Origin of the sequence: Paraburkholderia lebeckiae (genome assembly GCF_050436325.1) — a bacterium.
In the GTDB taxonomy this organism is placed as follows: domain Bacteria; phylum Pseudomonadota; class Gammaproteobacteria; order Burkholderiales; family Burkholderiaceae; genus Paraburkholderia; species Paraburkholderia tuberum.
On record NZ_JBNDLZ010000003.1, the window covers coordinates 2203275 to 2219294 of the forward strand.

Consider the following 16020-nt stretch of genomic DNA (forward strand, 5'->3'; position numbering starts at 1 on the left):
CAAACCGGTATAAATATCGATACCGAAAATTGCCGAACAGCAGCGCCCGCGCTGCAATAAAACCATGAGCGACGACCTTCGCGCCACCGCTTTCGAGCACCTTCCCGACTACCTGAAGTCGCTGCCGGACCCGGCCCGACTCGACGCGGCCGCGTTACCGCTACAAACGCTGGGCGAGATCGGGCGCACACCGCTCGAGCGCCTGTGCGACACGCTCGACGCGATGTTCGAAGCCTGCGCGAAATTTCCGGAACCGTCGCATTCGACGTTCTTCGCGCGCACCATGCGGCTCGCGCTCGCCGAGGCGGCCGCCGACCCGGCGCTGCTCGCACCGATGCAACGCGAAGGTTCCGCCCACACCTATCGGCGCCATCTGCTCATCGCCGATCCGCAAGGCCGCTATGCGATTGCCGCGCTGGTCTGGCAGCCCGGCCAGGCGAGCCCCGTGCACGCGCATCACACTTGGTGCGGTTACGCGGTGGTCGAGGGCAAGCTGAGCGAAACGGTCTTCGAATGGCACGACGCGCATCAATGCGCGAGCGCGCTGCGCGCTCAGACGCGCAAACGCGGCGCGGTGTCGTTCGTGCGCGGCGGCCGTGCTGCGATTCATCGGCTTGGCAACAGCAGTGATGCGCCGGCGGTGTCGCTGCATATCTATGGCGTCGAAGGCGCGCGGATCGGCACGCACGTGAACGACATCGTCCGCATGGCCGACACGGCGGAACTGGTTTGACGGTTGCACGGCCCCCAAACACACCCCCGCCTCAATTCTTCCCACCCACATCACCCGCCGTCGGAATCTGCGGCGGAATCGGCGCGGTCTGTCCGGTCGTCGGCGGCGCAGGACGCGGTTCGTGCGACACGTCACGCGCGGGCGCAAGCGGCACCTGTGTCGACGCGCGCGCCGACGGGCCAACGACGCCCACTTCATACTCCGCTTCGCGCGGATATTCGTACGCCGCTTGGCGGTCTCTTTCGCGAGTGGGTTCATGCGCCCTTTGATGGGTTGTGCCGCGCTCGCCGTCCCGCGCCCGCTGCTGCGCCTCGCCATGCGCATGCCGGCTGTCATCGGCACCGGCATTCACAGGCGCGACGAACCCGGTCATCTCATCGTCGCGCAGCGGCTCGCCCTCGCTATCCTTCGACGACGTGTACACCCGCATCTGCGCGACCGGAATCTCGATGCCCGCCTCGTCCATCTTGCGCTTGAGCCGCAAATTGAACGCGCGCGCGACGCTCCATTGCTGCAGCGGCCGCGTCTTGATCTGCCCTTTGACGACCATCCAGTTCGGATCGAAGCGGTCGAGGCCCCACACCTCGATCGGCCCGAGCATCTCGCGCCGGTAGCGGAAGTCGGCCATCAGCTCCGCGCCGACTTCGCGAATCAGCTGCGTGATCTCGTCGACATCGGTCGAGAACGACATGCGCACCTCGAACACCGCGTACGCGAAATCGCGCGACAGGTTCTTCACGATCTTGATCTGCGAGAACGGAATCGCGTGGATCGCGCCCTGCCCGTCGCGCAGCCGCACGGTGCGGATCGACAGATGCTCGACCGTGCCCGCATGCCCGCCATCGACGTCGATCCAGTCGCCGACCGAGATCGTGTCCTCGATGATGATGAAGAGCCCGGTGATCAGGTCGGTCACCAGCGACTGCGCGCCGAAACCGATCGCCAGACCGATCACGCCCGCGCCCGCGAGCAGCGGCGTCACGTTGATGCCGAGGTTCGCGGCGGTGACGATCCCACCGATCGTCATGATCGTGACGAGCAACACGTTGCGCACCAGCGGCAACATCGTGCGGGCGCGCATGCTCGGGCTGCGCGCCTTGTTGCGCGGGCTGCCCGGATTGAGCGTCTCGGTGATCGCGGTGTCGACCAGAATCCACAGCAGCCACGCGATGAACACGGTGGCGACGATCGCCGTCATCGCATGCGCGACGCCGCGCGCCGCCACGTTCCTCTCGATCACCGCGGCCAGCGACACCCCCCACAGACGCGCCGCGAATTCGAAGAAAAACAGCCAGATGAACAATGTCAGCAACGTGCCGCAAAAGCGCAGCAGCCGCGTCAGATACGGCGAGCGGCGCCGCGCGCGGGCGCTGCGCGGCCGCGTCATGCGCAGCACGATCGCCGACAGGAAGAACGCCAGCACCAGCAGCAGCGCGGTGACGATCGAGATCTGCAGCACGTTTTCGCTGGAGCCGGAGCCGCCGAGCGTCGCGACCACCGACGCGGCCGAGAGCAGCAGCACCGGCACGTGCCACAGCGCGGCGAGCACCTCGAACGCATCGGTCGCGGCCTTGTGGTCGTTGCGCTGTTCGTACGGCCGGTTGCGGATCAGATGCGCGACCGGCCGGCGAAACGCGAGCGCGAAATAGCCGGTCAGCACGGCGGCCGTCATGTTGGCCGCGGTCGAAATCAGCGCGGCGAGGTTGGTGCCGAGCTGATGCTCGACGTCGTAATTGACGGCTGCGTCGCCGAGCGCGCCGCACACGCCGATCACGAACAGCACGCGGCGCGCGTGATCGATCAGCAGGCGCACCGCGACGCGCCGGTGGCCCGAGCCGAACAGCGAAAACATGATCAGACAGATCGCGGAAAACACCGCGCCCGCGACGATCGCATACGCGACCACCATGCCGAGCGTGCGGCCGAGCGCATCGGGCATCGCGCGCATGAACAGCAGCGCGGCGATGAACGCGATGATCCACGGACCGACGCGGCGCAACGCGAAGATCAGCAGCTCGCGTGTGGTGGGATTGGGCCGCAGCACCAGCTCCACACCGAAGCGCCGGTGCAGCCGTTGCTGCAGGTAGATCAGCGCGCCGGCACAGGCGCCCCAGCCGGCCAGCATCCCCAGCATCGCCAACAGGATCGTGCCGACACCCTCGCGTCCCTGGCCCGAGACGATCGTGTACAGCTCGTTGCCGGCCGCGGTTACGCGCCCGCTCCAGTAGCGCACCGGCGTGCGGCCCTGATGCACGTCGGATTCGAACGACGCGATGCCCGAGGCGATCGCGCCGAGCAGGCCCGGGCTAGGTTGCGCGGACGCGGGCGCAGGTGGCCCGACGGTTTGCGCGGCGCTTTGCGATACGTCGCGCAGCTTTTTCAGCTGGGCAACGAGCGCGCTGCGCTGGCGGTCGTTGTCGAGCGTGGCGATCACGCTGTCGAGCGAGCGGGCCAGTTCCGCCTGGCTCGCGGGCGACGGCGCCGACGCCGCCTCGGGCACCGACGCCCCCGATGCCGCGGACGCAGGCATCGCGTTCACCGTCGCGCTGTTGATCAGGCTCTGCAATGCCGGGATCACCGGCGTGCCGCCGCCGACCGCGGGGCCCGCGGCTTGCGCCATGCGAGGCAGCGCGCCGAGGCACAGAATCAGCGCGGCGCACAGCAGCGCGGCAAACCAACCGCCGGCATCTGTGCTCGCGCGCGGGCGGGCGTCGCCGCTGGCAGTGCCGCGAGCGGTGTGAGCGGAGGAGAGATGGGGGGCGCTGAGAATCGCCGGCTGCTGCCCGCCGCCAGACGGCGCAGCCTCGGACTCACGCCGCGAGGGGCATGGCTGCATGGCAATCCGTGAGAAAACGGCAGACGCCAGTGTAGCCGCAGTTTCGCCCGGCGCGGCCGAACATGCGTAACCGAATGTTAGTACGCTTGCGCGGCCGGCGAATTCGAACCGCCGGTCGTCAGTACGCGACCGTCGCGATCTGGCGGATGAAGCGACCCTGCTCCACTTCGTCGACGAACGCGATCGCGTAGTCTTCGGCCGAAATGCGGCTGTTGCCGTCCGCGTCCGCAATCAGCGTGTTTGCGCCCGTGCGGAACTTGCCGGTGCGCTCGCCCGGCGCGATCAGCGCGGCGGGCGCGAAGAACGTCCAGTCGAGATCGGTCACGCCGCGGTAGTACTCGAAGGCGTCGCGGTGCGCAAGTGCAATGTCCTTGTACGCATCCGGAAAGCCGTCGGTATCGACCAGTTGTTTGCCCGGTGCGACTTCGAGCGAGCCCGCGCCGCCTACCACGACGACGCGCTTCAGCCCCGCCGCGCGCGCACCCTCGACCAGCGCGCGTGTCGCTTGCGTCAGCGTGGCGAGATCGCCCTGCGGCGGCGCATACGCGCTTGCGACCACGTCCTGACCGCGCACCGCCGCGCCGACGCTCGCGGCGTCGAGCAGATCGGCTTGCGCCGCATGCAGATTCGCGACGCCGGTCGGCACCCGCGCCGGATCGCGCACCAGCGCCGTCACCTGATGCCCGCGACGCGCGGCTTCCGCGGCAATCCGCGAACCGATCATGCCAGTCGCGCCAAACAGGGCGATCTTCAGTTGCTTGCTCATATCAGCGTACTCCTCAGGTTGTCTTATATGTAACTTTTATAGTTACATATAACGTGAAAAAAAGCGGGGCGCTCACCCCGTTCCCTGGTTTGGCATGCATGCCGGAATAGTTCGACCCGCGCCCTACGACACTGCGCTTCTATCGTTCACCGCCGACGCGTCTTGCGCGCGAAGGCACGCTCAAGCACGGCGCTTGCGCTCGCGCTGCTTCTCCGAGCGGACCACGTCGGCGGTCGCGTCGGCGAGCGTGCGCGCGGCCAGCGTCGCTTCCATTGCCTGCTGCGCTTCGTCGATGATCCCGCTCAACACGCTCTGGATATTGCGTCCCACCATGCACGCTGGATTTGGCTCCTCGCGATGCAACGCGAACAACTGCGCGTCTTCCACCGCGCGATAGACGTCGAGCAACGTGATCCGTTCCGGCCGCCGCGCAAGCAACGCGCCGCCACCGGCGCCCATCTGCGAGGTGGTGAGGCCGGCGTCGGAGAGCATGATCAGAAGCCGGCGAATGAGCGCGGGATTGGTATTCACGCTTCCCGCGATCATCTCCGACGACAACGGCACGCCGCCCTGTAACGACAACAGCGCGAGCACATGCACGGCAAAGGCAAACCGGCTACTCGTGTTCACGGCAGATCCGTCCCGAAACGACAATGTGTAACCATCGTAATTACATATAACGCTAAAGTCAAACGGCGGAACCGGATCGAACGGCGCGGGTCATTTATCCATCTGCTTCTGCGCGTCGGCGGAATCGGTCGATGCAGTCGACGAAGCCGACGCGCCCGCATTCTGCGCCGACCACGCCTGCAGCTTGCGCCCCGCCGTTTCGAGGCCCTGGCCCGTGATCGACGCGGCCTTGCCGAGCTGCGCGTTGGCCGCGCTCGCCGCGTTCTGCACGTTGGCCTGCGCGCTCGACGCGAGCGCGGCCGGGTCGATCTTGAGCGACGGCGCGGAGGCCGAGTCGAGGTTCTGTTGCGCGGCATCCTTGGTCGCGTTGACCTGTTGACCGACGTAGCTCGCGGCCTGATCGAGCTTCTGACCGGCAAGCTGCGCGGCGTCGTTCAGCTTGCCCGCGACCTGGCCGGCCGACGCGTCGTTCTTCTGGCACGCGGCCAGCGCGCCGAACACGAGGACCACGACCGCCGCGCGGCGCAATAACGATGAGGAAAGAGATGAAATCATGATCTGGAAGGAGCCGCGTCGGGCGGCTCGCACATGCGAAGACGTGCCCATGATACCGCCGTTGCGCCGCGCGGCCGCTTCGGATCGCCCCGGCGAGTTCGTCGCGGTTCTGTCGAACCTGATGGAACTGGAGTCGGCTGCGTTGCTGCCGGTGGAGCTGGACGTGACCAACGAGGCCCAGACAAAGGTGGCGGTGCAGGCCGCGATTGAAAAATTCGGCCGCGTCGACGTGTTGGTCAACAACGCCGGGTTCGGTCTCCTTGGTCCCACAATTCAGAAACTTCCGACAGTTGCAGGCGAAACACCTCCCTATAGTCGCGGCTGCTTTTGGGGAGTGCTGTTTCGATGAAACTGATCGACTGGATCGTCACCCTCGTCATCGTGCTGATGGCGATCGTTTTTCTCTGCGCGCGCCGGCTGCCCACCTGGTCGCACGACACCCGCGCTCGGCATATGAAAGGGACCCGTTTGCTGATGCAGGCCGCGTGTGCACTGTGGGCGGCGCTGCTCGGTGTCGCGCACGGCCTGTTTGCCGTCGAGGGTCTTGCCGGCATTCGGCCAACACCGGCCGAAACGTTCGCCGTCATCGCGGTGCTGCTGGCATGCGGTTGCCACTGGTCGGTGCGCGGCAGAAGACTGCTGAAGCCGCGGCGGATTTTCGCCGGTTAATGCACGGGCGAGCGCCATCCGCACCGCACGATCGAGCGCCCCCTACCGCGCGCTGATTCCTCGCACCGCGTCGATCGAACGCGCGGACGACCCGCTGCCTGCGCCCAAGCCTGGCCCCGCAGCGCCCGGCACGCTCTCACGCGCACCGCGCGCCGCCGGAGCCGGCTCCGCCGCGGCGAGCACAGCCGCGCCAGCGGCGGCCGGTTTCGCGCCTGCGGCACCCGCCTCTGGCAGCGACAGATAGAACGTCGTGCCCACCCCCTCCTTCGATTCCGCCCACACGCGGCCGCCATGTCGCTCGACCATCCGCCGCACGAACGCGAGGCCGATGCCCTCGCCTGCCGTGGCATTGCCGTGCAGGCGCTGGAACGCGGCGAACAGGCGCGGCAATGCGATCGCCGGGATACCGAGGCCGTTGTCGCGCACGTAGAAGATCCGCAGCGAATGCACGCCCGGCGGCGCAGGCGTCGTGCCGATTTCGACGCGGCCCTCGCGCGCCGGGTCCAGATAGTTGACCGCGTTGCCAATCAGGTTTGCAAAGATCTGTTCGAGCGCGGTCGGATCGCCCCATACCGCTGGCAGTTCGCCGACAGTCACGCGCGCGCGCCGCGCACGGATCGAGCCCTGCATCGCATCGACGACACGTTGCACGATGTCGCGCACATCGACATTCTGGCGCCGGTACTCGACACGCCCGACGCGCGACAGCCGCAGCAGCGCGTCGATGATGTGCGACGCGCGCAGCACCGCGGTCTGCAGATAATGCAGCGCCTCGCCGATGTCCTCGTCGACGAGGCGCTCGATCCGTTCGCGCGTGCCGATCGCGAGCGACGAACCGCGCACCGCGTCGCGCAACTCGTCGCTTGCGCGAATCAGCTCCCGGGAAAATCCCTGCAGGTTCACGAGCGGCGCGCGCAGGTCGTGCGACACGCTGTGGATGAACGTTTCGTTTTCCTGGGTCTGCTGGCGCAGCGTCTCGTTGCTGCGCGCGAGCTCGGCGGCGCGCCGCTCGAGGTCCGCGCGAAAACGAGCTTCGATGCGCTCGGCTTCGAGCAGTCGGCGGCTCGTCTCGTGCAAGGTCAGATCGAGCCGCGCGATTTCATCGCTACCCGCGCCGAGCGGCGCGAGCGGCTCGTTGCCGGCGAGCCGGCCTGCGTTGTCGGACAGCAGCGCGAGCCGGCCGCGCACACCGCGCGTGAACATCCAGACGGCGAGCGCGACGAACAGCAGCGAGCCCAATGCGGCCGCGACGATCAGCGTCTGTTCCCGTTCGCGCACGGCGGCGACGGCATTCGAGCGCGAGCTATCGAGACGGCGCTCCTCGGCCTGGAACGCGGTCACCTCCAAACGGAAATGATCGAGCACGTCCGCCTGGGCGAGATCGTGGAAGCGCGCGAGAATCTCGCCGGTCCGCCCGGCGTGCAGCATGTCCTGGATCCGGTCGGACCACTGGCGGTACGCCTGCACCGCCTGGCGCACGTCGACCACGCGCGCGACCTGCGCCGGATTGTCCGCGACGAGTTCGGCGAGCTCGTCGATGCGCCGGTCGACATCTATCCATACGGCGATCGGGGTGGTGAAATGCGCGTCGTTGGCGAGCACCGCGCCCCGCAGCGCGACCGATTCGGACAGCACCGGATCGAGAATCTCCGTGGTCTGGCGCAACACCGCTTCGCTATGCATCGCCGAGCGTTCCGCCATCGTCGCATCGGCCTGCGCCTTCACGACACCGGTGAGCAGCGCGAGTTCGAAAACGGCCGGGATCGCGATCAGAAGCAGGCCTTTAGTGGTCAGTCTCATGCGTGCCCATGGGAGGGGGTTGGCCGTCGGATCGTGCACGTAGTCGGCACATTATGTCGGGGTTTGCGCGGGAAAAGAAACAGGGGCACGTACGCGTCGACGGCAGCTTCTGCGGTTCGCGCACAGTGCGCCAGAAATGGGCATCGATGCGCCCGGCCGGCATCTCGCTCCGTCGGGATTCCGAATGAAAATGTAATTTAAATCGAGTATTCCGCCCTCGTCTGGGTCAATCTGTGCAAGGGCGTCGCTTTATGCACTTTATTTGTGCCTTTCTTCTCTATTCAGGTGCATGGTGCGCTCAGGCGACCCATGGCTCAAAATCCATCAGATGCCCATCCCGGTGCCAGTTCGCACCGTGTCGACGCGATAAGCACAACTTTGGCCCGCTTCTTGCTCACATAGCGCACTTTTTTGGCATAAGCGGGACATATCGATGGAAAGTCTGAAATACGGCGCCGATACCGAGTTTCTTTTGATCGGCGCCGCGATGGTACTGGCAATGCACGCGGGATTCGCCTTCCTCGAACTTGGCACCGTGCGCAAGAAGAATCAGGTGAATGCGCTGGTCAAGATTCTGGTGGACTTCGCGGTCTCGACGATCGCGTACTTCTTCATCGGCTACACGATCGCGTACGGCGTGCAGTTTTTCGACAGCGCGGCGACGCTCGCCCAGCACAACGGCTATGCGCTCGTGCGCTTTTTCTTCCTGCTGACGTTTGCCGCCGCGATTCCTGCGATCGTGTCAGGTGGCATCGCCGAACGCTCCAAGTTCAATCCGCAGCTGTTCGCGACGTTCGTGCTGGTCGGGTTCATCTATCCGTTCTTCGAAGGCATCGCGTGGAATGACCGCTTCGGCATACAGGACTGGCTCACGCAGACTTTCGGCGCGCCGTTCCATGACTTCGCGGGCTCGGTGGTGGTGCACGCGTTCGGCGGCTGGGTCGCGCTGCCGGCCGTGCTGCTGCTCGGCGCGCGCCACGGTCGCTATCACCGCGACGGCGGTATCGCCGCGCATCCGCCGTCGAACATTCCGTTTCTCGCGCTCGGCGCATGGGTGCTGACGGTCGGCTGGTTCGGCTTCAACGTGATGAGCTCGCAGACGCTCGACAAGATCAGCGGCCTCGTCGCGGTCAATTCGCTGATGGCGATGGTCGGCGGCACGCTGAGCGCGTGGTTCGCGGGCCGCAACGACCCGGGCTTCACGTACAACGGCCCGCTCGCCGGGCTCGTCGCGGTGTGCGCGGGCTCGGACATCATGCATCCGCTCGGCGCGCTGGTCACGGGCGGTATCGCCGGCGGGCTGTTCGTCTATATGTTCACTTGCGTGCAGAACCGCTGGCGCATCGACGACGTGCTCGGCGTGTGGCCGCTGCACGGTCTGTGCGGCGCATGGGGCGGCATCGCGGCCGGGATCTTCGGCATCCATTCGCTCGGCGGGCTGGGCGGCGTGTCGTTCGCCTCGCAGGTCATCGGCACGCTCGGCGGAATCGTCGTGTCGGGGCTCGGCGGCACGGTCGTGTACGGCGTGATCCGCAAGACGGTCGGTCTGCGCCTCGACCAGGAAGAGGAATACAACGGCGCCGATCTGTCGATTCACAAGATTTCGGCAACGCCGGAGTGAGCGAAGGCGGCGCTCACAGGAAACGGGAGAGGCGCCAATCACGCGCCTGTCCCCAAATGCGCGCGCCGATGCTAGACTTCGCGGCTGGAGATGGCATTCTCCATTAACCGCCCTTGGGGCTGATGATGCCTGCTACGCCCGGTTATGCGGACGCGGCATCAACTCGCCCGCATCAACCGGTCTGTCGACATTCCGGTTTCGATCCTCTTCCATGTATTGGTCTCTTCTCGCTGTCGCGATTGGCGGCGCACTCGGCTCGCTGTTTCGCTGGTTCCTCGGCTTTCGACTTAACCCGGTCTTTAGCGACCTGCCGCTCGGCACGCTCGCCGCCAACGTGATCGCCGGCTACATCATCGGCGTGGCGGTCGCGGGCTTCGCGCGTGTGCCCCATCTCACACCGGAATGGCGGCTATTCGTCATCACCGGTCTGATGGGCGGGCTGTCGACGTTCTCGACGTTCTCCGTGGAGGTCGTGCAGCGTCTGCAGGACGGCCGGTTCGGCTGGGCGGCGGGAGAAGTGGCGATTCACGTGAGCACTTCGCTGATCATGACGATTCTCGGCATCGCGACGGTTTCGTTGCTGGCGCGCTGAGGCGCACACGTAGACGAGGATGATGGGCGCGGGCTCGAGCCGTCGGCAATCGGGCTCGCGACCGTTTGCATCTGAGCTCGGTGCGAGCCAGCTCGACGATCTCGTCGCCGCATCCGTTCAATATCGCACGCAGCATATAAAGGCCGAATCCCTTTGCATGGGATAGTTCGACCTTCGGAGGCATCGCAAGCTCATGCTTCGATGTGACCACATCGACGAGTGCGGGACCGGGATGCGCAAACGCATGCAGCTGGCCGGCAGCGCGTCTCACCGTGTCCTCGGCATCGGCGTCGCAGGCAGCGGCGCGGACCGCGCTGCGTCCCAGCGACCCTTCAGCACGCGGCGCAGCCTGGTCCTGAGCGGCAACACGACCCGCTCCTGAAACAGCACCGACGCCACCAGCACCAGGATCAGATAGACCGGATAGGCGGAAAAATGCACGGGCACCTGGCTTGCCGCCTCCCGGCAAACATGCGGTCGATGCACGCATGACAACAGCGAATACGGAATGCCAAGCAGCTTCTGCACTTTAAGAAAGCCGATAAATAGCGGGTATTGCAGCGCGAAGATCGACAACGAAGCGTTGCCGAGCCGTCTCGTCCAGGCGGCCACGCGCGGCGACGCGTTTTGCAGTGCGCTCGCGCAAACAAAAATCACCGCGACTTGCGCGGGCAAGAGCGCGCCGTTGTGAAGAAGTACTTCCCACGAACGCATTCCCGCCGTAAACAGAAAAGTGGCGCCTATGAAAAGTGCCCCTAGAGCAGCGAATATGATCCACCGGCAACCCGCGATCATGCCGGTAACGCTTTCGACGTTCGCCTCGAATATCCCGTAAGCGAGAATGCCCGCCAGAAACTCCGGGAGCCGCACCAGCGGATTGGTATGCAGCACACCGATCGGCCACACCTGATACCAGCCGCCTGCAACGACGATCACGGCCGGCAACAGGCTGGCGCCCCACATCGCCATCAGCATCGCGGACTTCAAGCGCATCGACAGCAGGCGTGGCGCGAGCGCAGGAAACAATAAATAGAAGAAAAACAGCGTCGACAACGACCACGACGGAATGTTGAATGACAGATAAAATGGATTCCAAGCCTGCAATAACAGGATCTGTAAAACCGCATTGACCGCCACTTCTACACCGCTCATGGTGTGCGCAATCGGCGGTGCTGAATCGAGGTTGCTCAGTTCGGTGTCGAAGGGATGGGAATTCACAGCCATTAATGCAATGCTCAGCGCCAACGTAATAATGTGAATCGGATAAATATTGCTAAAGCGGTTGATAAAAAACTTCGATGCCGAAACCTTCATCGTTTCGCTAGTTTCCTTTTCCACCGAAACGTGCGATAGAATGAATCCTGACAGAATAAAGAAGATACTCGTCGCGCAGCCGCCGAATTTGAAGAAGTCGGCCATTGGCATCGCCCTCGCCTCGGGGTAAATGAGAGCGTGTGGAAGACGACCAAATAGCAGGCCAGCAGGAACCGCAGGATGTCCAGCCCCGGGAGCACCGCCTTCATTTTGCCTTCCATCTTTTTACGTGCGAATATCGCTTCATTGCGCTTCCTTTCATTTTTATATTCTTTAGTTTTTAAATTGAAAGAATTTACGCGACTCAATATGCGGAGCATGATTCATGGAGGTGCGGCAACTGGTATGTGCGCTTGCGCACGTATTGCGGCTGCAAAAAACCACTGTGTGCGAAGATCGCCTGAAACCAGCGCGCGCGTTTCTCCGCCCGCCATCCCGGTAATGAGAAAACAGTGACCAAATAAATGCGCCGAATTGCGATGTAAAAAACGCAATCAATAAGCGACCAGCAGTTCTCGCGTGACGTCTTTTGCGCCGAGGTGGCGGTTTCTTAAAGGTTTTACCTGGGCGCTGCTTAATGCTTCAGATTTTCTTTCGGGCGCCGCGCTTCTGAAACTTCACGGACTTATCCGTGTGGAGATTTGCCGTCACGTCCACCGGATCTATGCGTGTTCTGATAGTGTCGTTCGAATGAATCCGGGCGGATACGAACAAATGGCTGTGTGAGAACGACTATGGGTAGACATCAAAGTTTGCAGGGAAAAGCAGCTCCAAGGCCGTGGCCACCGTTGCTGTCAACGTTCCAACAAATTACAAACTCTGCCCGAACCCTCGGCAGGCATGGGTTACGCGTCGAGTTGCGCATACACAAAGTTTGCGGCAAACGCAGCACACGGGCGCGCCAGCGGGACAAAATAAAAGTGCACGATCCGAGAGTGTGTGCACTGCACAATCACATGTCTCTCGTCAAATCCTTGCCGCTGGGGACTGAACTTTAGAGGCGCTAATCGCGATTCTGGCCGAACCGTGGCATCGAATAAATCGGCGAACCGGGTAATTCAAGGGAGGTCTGTTTTGCTGACAGATCGAACAGTTTCGCTGGCGCAAAAAACCGCCCTCACCCCAGATTCCCCGCAAGCAAGGGCTGTGAATCCTGTTGCACCGGTATTGCGTGTCCGCGCGAAAAGGTGCGGGCAATTGTTATCTTGAACTGCCTGCGATCCAGTTGCCGATGCGGGCCCTTTGTGCCGCGGTCAATCGCTTTAAAGCCAATCCCGAGCAAGCCGAAAACTGCGATATGCTCGCAACGCGCTCCCCGGTCAGAGTTTCAAACCAGTAACCGATCAGTCGGTCAACGAACATGCTTCGCCCCTCGACCAATGCCGACATGTGTTGCTTTGCTGCAACATTGAGTAAGCCAAGCGATCGGCCGTTCAGTCCGGCTCGCCCCACTGCAGCCAGCGCCTTTCTCGTAATTCGCTCAGGCGGAACTCTTGCACCAATACCGACCTAAGGTCCTGCTCCATAGAACCGGCAATCAGTTGATCTCGGGACCGACCGACGAAGAACTGTTCACGCGCTACGATGCCTGTGAGGATCTCGCCGGACAACTCGCAACCTACGTCCGCCGGGAACGGACCAAGAACCCGTCGCAGTCACTGTACGATACGCTTCGCAAGGTCGAAATCGACGTAGTCAAGAAAGTATCGCTGGGCCAGTGGGTTATATCCTCGGCCGAGATCGCCTGGATCATGAAGCGCGTTCGCGAGCTGTTCGCTGAACAACGCGAGGATGACACCCCTGACCGAAATAGCCAAGGAAGTGTGTAATCAAATGAGGCAACCATGATCCGAGCCCGTGACCAACAGGCTAGGCGCGTCCCTACTACAGATCCTGTAACCAGCTTACGCCTGCCTGACGGCACTGATCCGGCGATCGTATCGTCCCTGAAACGAGGCTTGGAGGAGCTGTTGGCCACCGTTTTGACAAAAACGCCTTTCGAGGAATTGGTTATAAAGCGGGCGGACGAGCTTGCCGCCGCGATCACGGGGCTCTCGGCGCCGGTCGCGCCGCTGATCGACGAGCGCATCCGGCGTCAGGAGACCATGCGCGCGGTCTTTGCGCGAGGTGACTGGCTCACAGCCGAACAGATCAATGCTCTTCAGATCGCACCACCCGCCAACAGGGCGCAGCCGGCCAGTGACTGGAAGCGCCGTGGTCGTATCTTCGGCGTGCCCTTCGGCGGCAAGGAATACTTTGCGGGGTACCAATTCGATGCCATGTGCCAACCGCTACCGGTCATCAAGGAAATTCTGGATGCACTCGGACCGATAGCCGACTCCTGGAAAATCGCCGCTTGGTTCCATTTCCAGAATGGATGGATCCCGGGCAGCGGGGAGCGTGAGGGCCAGCCCCTCGCTCCGATGGATGCACTCGACCGACGTGAGACCTTAATTGACGCGGCCAGTCATATGCACGGAACGTATATCGCCTAATTGGGACCGAACTCTCCTTAGTGAAGAAAAATGGATTCTGGACGTCTGGGGGACTGTTGACAAGATAAGGCGCGGGTTATCACCGCTACGCGCGGGCAACTCCGGCGGCGTCTCCCCCGTGCTGACTCGGATGGTTCGGATGGGACTCCCGTTTGGAAAACATCCGCACCTATGCCAAGCATTCCTACAAGAAAAACCGATGGCAATTTCTTTTATGTCTACATGAACGCCCCCGTTTGCGCCAGATGTTCGAGCTCTTGACGAATAGAATGGGCTGCAGCTCTACATCCGGCCTCTTTGCAGCTTCCGCTTCGCTGCCGGCCCCTATGAGATCCGCTGACTCACGCCTCATTCAAATCGCGAGCTTGTGAAGCTCAGACATAAAAGCAGGTTTGGTGAATCCCGGGTCCCGCCCGATTTGTCATTACACTCGACTGCCGCCGCAACTTTTGACGTTCCATCCGTTGAAACAAGAAACTTTCCTGCAGACCGATGAAATCAGGCTAACCTCGTACTGACGTAATCCTTCCGATAGGGCTGTTGATGCGCCAGCACCGCCCAGATTATTCGCGCAAGCTTGTTGGCCATTGCGACGATGACGACATTCAACGGGCGCCGCTGTTTCAGCTGTTCGACCCAGAGACCTGGCTCTTTCGCGCGATAGATGATGCTCCGCGCGCCGTGAACCAGCAGAGTTCGGAGATACGTGTCACCTCGCTTACTAATTCCCTGTAACTTGATGGTACCGCCGGAACCCGTCTGTCCCGGCACAAGTCCTAGCCAGGCCGCAAACTCACGCCCAGACTTGAAGGCTTTGGCATGTCCCATCGTTGCCACGGCAGCTGTTGCGGTAATCAGTCCCACGCCGGGGATCGCCGCGATTGCCTTGGCCGCCTGATCATTTTTCATCCACTCCTGCATCCGTCGCTCGATCTGGCGGATCTGGCGGTCCACCTCATCCAGCCCTTTCCATTGCTCTCGCAGCGTATCGATCAGTATGGCAGGCAAGCGTCCTGACAATCTTTCCAGAACTCCGACCGTTGCCTTGTCCAGCGCCGCCCTCCCTACTCCCATTACCTCGCCGTATTCGCTGAGCAATCCGCGAAAACTATTGGTTTGCATCGTGCGAAACTTCACCAGTTGTTGACGCATACGATGCAGTGCAAGGATGGCCTGCTGCGCTTCGCTTTTTACGGCAACTTCCTTGCAATCCATCTGGGTGGCCATCTAGATTGCCCGCGCGTCGGCCGCATCATTCTTATTGCGGATGTTGAACGCCTTGACGAACTTCGCCGGCATCAGCTTTACCCGATGCCCCATTTCGATCAACCGTCGGGCCCAATGCTGTGATCCGCTGCACGACTCCATGCCGACAAGGCAGGGTTTGCGATTGGCAAAGTATTCGAGAAATGCCGCTCGCTTAACGGGCCGGTTCACGATTTCGCCGCTCTCGGGATCCACCCAGTGAACCTGCATTACATTCTTTGCGATGTCCACACCCGCGATCGTATATGCCATGACGGATCCCCTCGGTTCGGCCGCTACATCGACGTGTGGGAGTATCCGGACGGGCGCCTTGAGATCCGCGCGGACGGCGTCGTGCTGCCCTGTGTGCCGTACGATAAGCTCGCGGAGATTGATCAGGGTGCCGTGATCGAGCACAAGCGCCTCGGTCATGCGCTGCAGGTCGCGCAAGCCGTGCAGGCGCAGCGCGACAACCGCCGGATCTCGGGCTCGCCATCACGTACGATTCGTGGTGCGGCGGTACGCAAGCCCAAACCCTCACCCGGCACGAAGAAGCAACGCGCATTCACCCGAGCCGACCTGAACCAGGCAATCGTGCAGATCGCACAGCAGTCGAAGACGCCTTCAACACCTAGCCAACGGTCTGCACGCACTCGCTGAACGGACTGACACGCCCTGCCCGTTCAAGGCTGTCCTTCGACACTACGTGGATTCAAACCGTTAAAGACAGACTCAAACCCGACATCAAGACTACGACATCTGTA

The 16020-nt window shown here is 62.8% G+C and carries 13 protein-coding genes, 4 pseudogenes and 1 riboswitch; of the genes and pseudogenes, 9 read left to right on the forward strand and 8 right to left on the reverse strand.

Annotated features, from left to right (window positions below):
• Positions 1-64: 64 nt before the first annotated feature.
• Positions 65-733, forward strand: a complete 669-nt coding sequence (locus OKW44_RS28035) for a cysteine dioxygenase family protein (protein WP_018418382.1) — start codon at positions 65-67, stop codon at positions 731-733.
• 31 nt (positions 734-764) lie between these two features.
• Here OKW44_RS28035 and OKW44_RS28040 read toward each other — a convergent pair whose 3' ends face one another.
• The 4 genes from OKW44_RS28040 to OKW44_RS28055 form a co-directional block, all read right to left on the reverse strand.
• Positions 765-3569, reverse strand: coding sequence for a mechanosensitive ion channel family protein (locus OKW44_RS28040; RefSeq protein WP_018418383.1), 2805 nt, complete (start codon positions 3567-3569; stop codon positions 765-767).
• Between the two features lie 118 nt (positions 3570-3687).
• The gene (locus OKW44_RS28045) at positions 3688-4335 is read right to left on the reverse strand and encodes an NAD(P)-dependent oxidoreductase (RefSeq protein ID WP_018418384.1); all 648 of its coding nucleotides are present in this window, start codon (positions 4333-4335) and stop codon (positions 3688-3690) included.
• A gap of 180 nt (positions 4336-4515) precedes the next feature.
• On the reverse strand, positions 4516-4965 hold the full coding sequence (locus OKW44_RS28050; protein ID WP_018418385.1) for an Rrf2 family transcriptional regulator: 450 nt from the start codon (positions 4963-4965) through the stop codon (positions 4516-4518).
• 90 nt (positions 4966-5055) lie between these two features.
• Positions 5056-5520 (reverse strand): BCAL1086 family glycoprotein, encoded by a 465-nt coding sequence (locus OKW44_RS28055; protein WP_026225451.1) that lies wholly within the window; start codon positions 5518-5520, stop codon positions 5056-5058.
• Positions 5521-5569: 49 nt separating this feature from the next.
• On the opposite strand from OKW44_RS28055, the pseudogene OKW44_RS37035 reads away from it, so the two are divergent.
• Both OKW44_RS37035 and OKW44_RS28065 read left to right on the forward strand, forming a co-directional pair.
• Positions 5570-5785, forward strand: a pseudogene (locus tag OKW44_RS37035) (SDR family NAD(P)-dependent oxidoreductase); the annotation flags it as partial.
• Between the two features lie 80 nt (positions 5786-5865).
• Positions 5866-6189 (forward strand): hypothetical protein, encoded by a 324-nt coding sequence (locus OKW44_RS28065; protein WP_018418388.1) that lies wholly within the window; start codon positions 5866-5868, stop codon positions 6187-6189.
• A gap of 42 nt (positions 6190-6231) precedes the next feature.
• Here the strand turns inward: OKW44_RS28065 and OKW44_RS28070 are convergent, their stop codons facing one another.
• On the reverse strand, positions 6232-7989 hold the full coding sequence (locus OKW44_RS28070; RefSeq protein WP_018418389.1) for a sensor histidine kinase: 1758 nt from the start codon (positions 7987-7989) through the stop codon (positions 6232-6234).
• Between the two features lie 433 nt (positions 7990-8422).
• Between OKW44_RS28070 and OKW44_RS28075 the strand changes: the two genes are divergently transcribed.
• Entirely contained in the window at positions 8423-9610 is a 1188-nt protein-coding gene (locus tag OKW44_RS28075; RefSeq protein ID WP_018418390.1) for an ammonium transporter, read from the forward strand.
• Between the two features lie 77 nt (positions 9611-9687).
• Positions 9688-9749, forward strand: a riboswitch (Fluoride riboswitch).
• A gap of 72 nt (positions 9750-9821) precedes the next feature.
• Positions 9822-10202 carry a fluoride efflux transporter CrcB gene (gene crcB, locus OKW44_RS28080; protein WP_018418391.1) on the forward strand — a complete coding sequence of 127 codons (381 nt, stop codon included), beginning with the start codon at positions 9822-9824 and terminating at the stop codon, positions 10200-10202.
• Between the two features lie 70 nt (positions 10203-10272).
• Here crcB and OKW44_RS28085 read toward each other — a convergent pair.
• Together OKW44_RS28085 and OKW44_RS28090 are read right to left on the reverse strand one after the other, a co-directional pair.
• Positions 10273-10446: pseudogene (locus OKW44_RS28085) on the reverse strand (ubiquinone-dependent pyruvate dehydrogenase); the annotation flags it as partial.
• 23 nt (positions 10447-10469) lie between these two features.
• Complete coding sequence (locus OKW44_RS28090) at positions 10470-11678, reverse strand: acyltransferase family protein (protein WP_343219765.1); 1209 nt, start codon at positions 11676-11678, stop codon at positions 10470-10472.
• Between the two features lie 18 nt (positions 11679-11696).
• Here OKW44_RS28090 and OKW44_RS28095 point away from each other — a divergent pair, with 18 nt between their 5' ends.
• The 3 genes from OKW44_RS28095 to OKW44_RS28105 all read left to right on the forward strand — a co-directional run bounded on the left by OKW44_RS28095 (position 11697) and on the right by OKW44_RS28105 (position 14011).
• Entirely contained in the window at positions 11697-11972 is a 276-nt protein-coding gene (locus tag OKW44_RS28095; protein ID WP_162633896.1) for a hypothetical protein, read from the forward strand.
• Between the two features lie 1037 nt (positions 11973-13009).
• Positions 13010-13345 (forward strand): hypothetical protein, encoded by a 336-nt coding sequence (locus tag OKW44_RS28100; protein ID WP_018418394.1) that lies wholly within the window; start codon positions 13010-13012, stop codon positions 13343-13345.
• Between the two features lie 141 nt (positions 13346-13486).
• Entirely contained in the window at positions 13487-14011 is a 525-nt protein-coding gene (locus tag OKW44_RS28105) for a hypothetical protein (RefSeq protein WP_162633897.1), read from the forward strand.
• 498 nt (positions 14012-14509) lie between these two features.
• On the opposite strand, the pseudogene OKW44_RS28110 reads toward OKW44_RS28105, so the two are convergent.
• Positions 14510-15529: pseudogene (locus tag OKW44_RS28110) on the reverse strand (IS110 family RNA-guided transposase).
• An 18-nt stretch (positions 15530-15547) separates the two neighbouring features.
• On the opposite strand from OKW44_RS28110, the pseudogene OKW44_RS28115 reads away from it, so the two are divergent.
• Positions 15548-15916: pseudogene (locus OKW44_RS28115) on the forward strand (ISNCY family transposase); the annotation flags it as partial.
• Between the last annotated feature and the right edge of the window lie 104 nt (positions 15917-16020).

Excerpts from the sequence above, each read along its gene's own strand:
- OKW44_RS28035 (WP_018418382.1), top strand. The coding sequence starts at position 65 with ATGAGCGACGACCTTCGCGCCACCGCTTTCGAGCACCTTCCCGACTAC.
- OKW44_RS28040 (WP_018418383.1), bottom strand. The coding sequence starts at position 3,569 with ATGCAGCCATGCCCCTCGCGGCGTGAGTCCGAGGCTGCGCCGTCTGGC.
- OKW44_RS28045 (WP_018418384.1), bottom strand. The coding sequence starts at position 4,335 with ATGAGCAAGCAACTGAAGATCGCCCTGTTTGGCGCGACTGGCATGATC.
- OKW44_RS28055 (WP_026225451.1), bottom strand. The coding sequence starts at position 5,520 with ATGATTTCATCTCTTTCCTCATCGTTATTGCGCCGCGCGGCGGTCGTG.
- OKW44_RS28065 (WP_018418388.1), top strand. The coding sequence starts at position 5,866 with ATGAAACTGATCGACTGGATCGTCACCCTCGTCATCGTGCTGATGGCG.
- OKW44_RS28070 (WP_018418389.1), bottom strand. The coding sequence starts at position 7,989 with ATGAGACTGACCACTAAAGGCCTGCTTCTGATCGCGATCCCGGCCGTT.
- OKW44_RS28075 (WP_018418390.1), top strand. The coding sequence starts at position 8,423 with ATGGAAAGTCTGAAATACGGCGCCGATACCGAGTTTCTTTTGATCGGC.
- crcB (WP_018418391.1), top strand. The coding sequence starts at position 9,822 with ATGTATTGGTCTCTTCTCGCTGTCGCGATTGGCGGCGCACTCGGCTCG.
- OKW44_RS28095 (WP_162633896.1), top strand. The coding sequence starts at position 11,697 with ATGTCCAGCCCCGGGAGCACCGCCTTCATTTTGCCTTCCATCTTTTTA.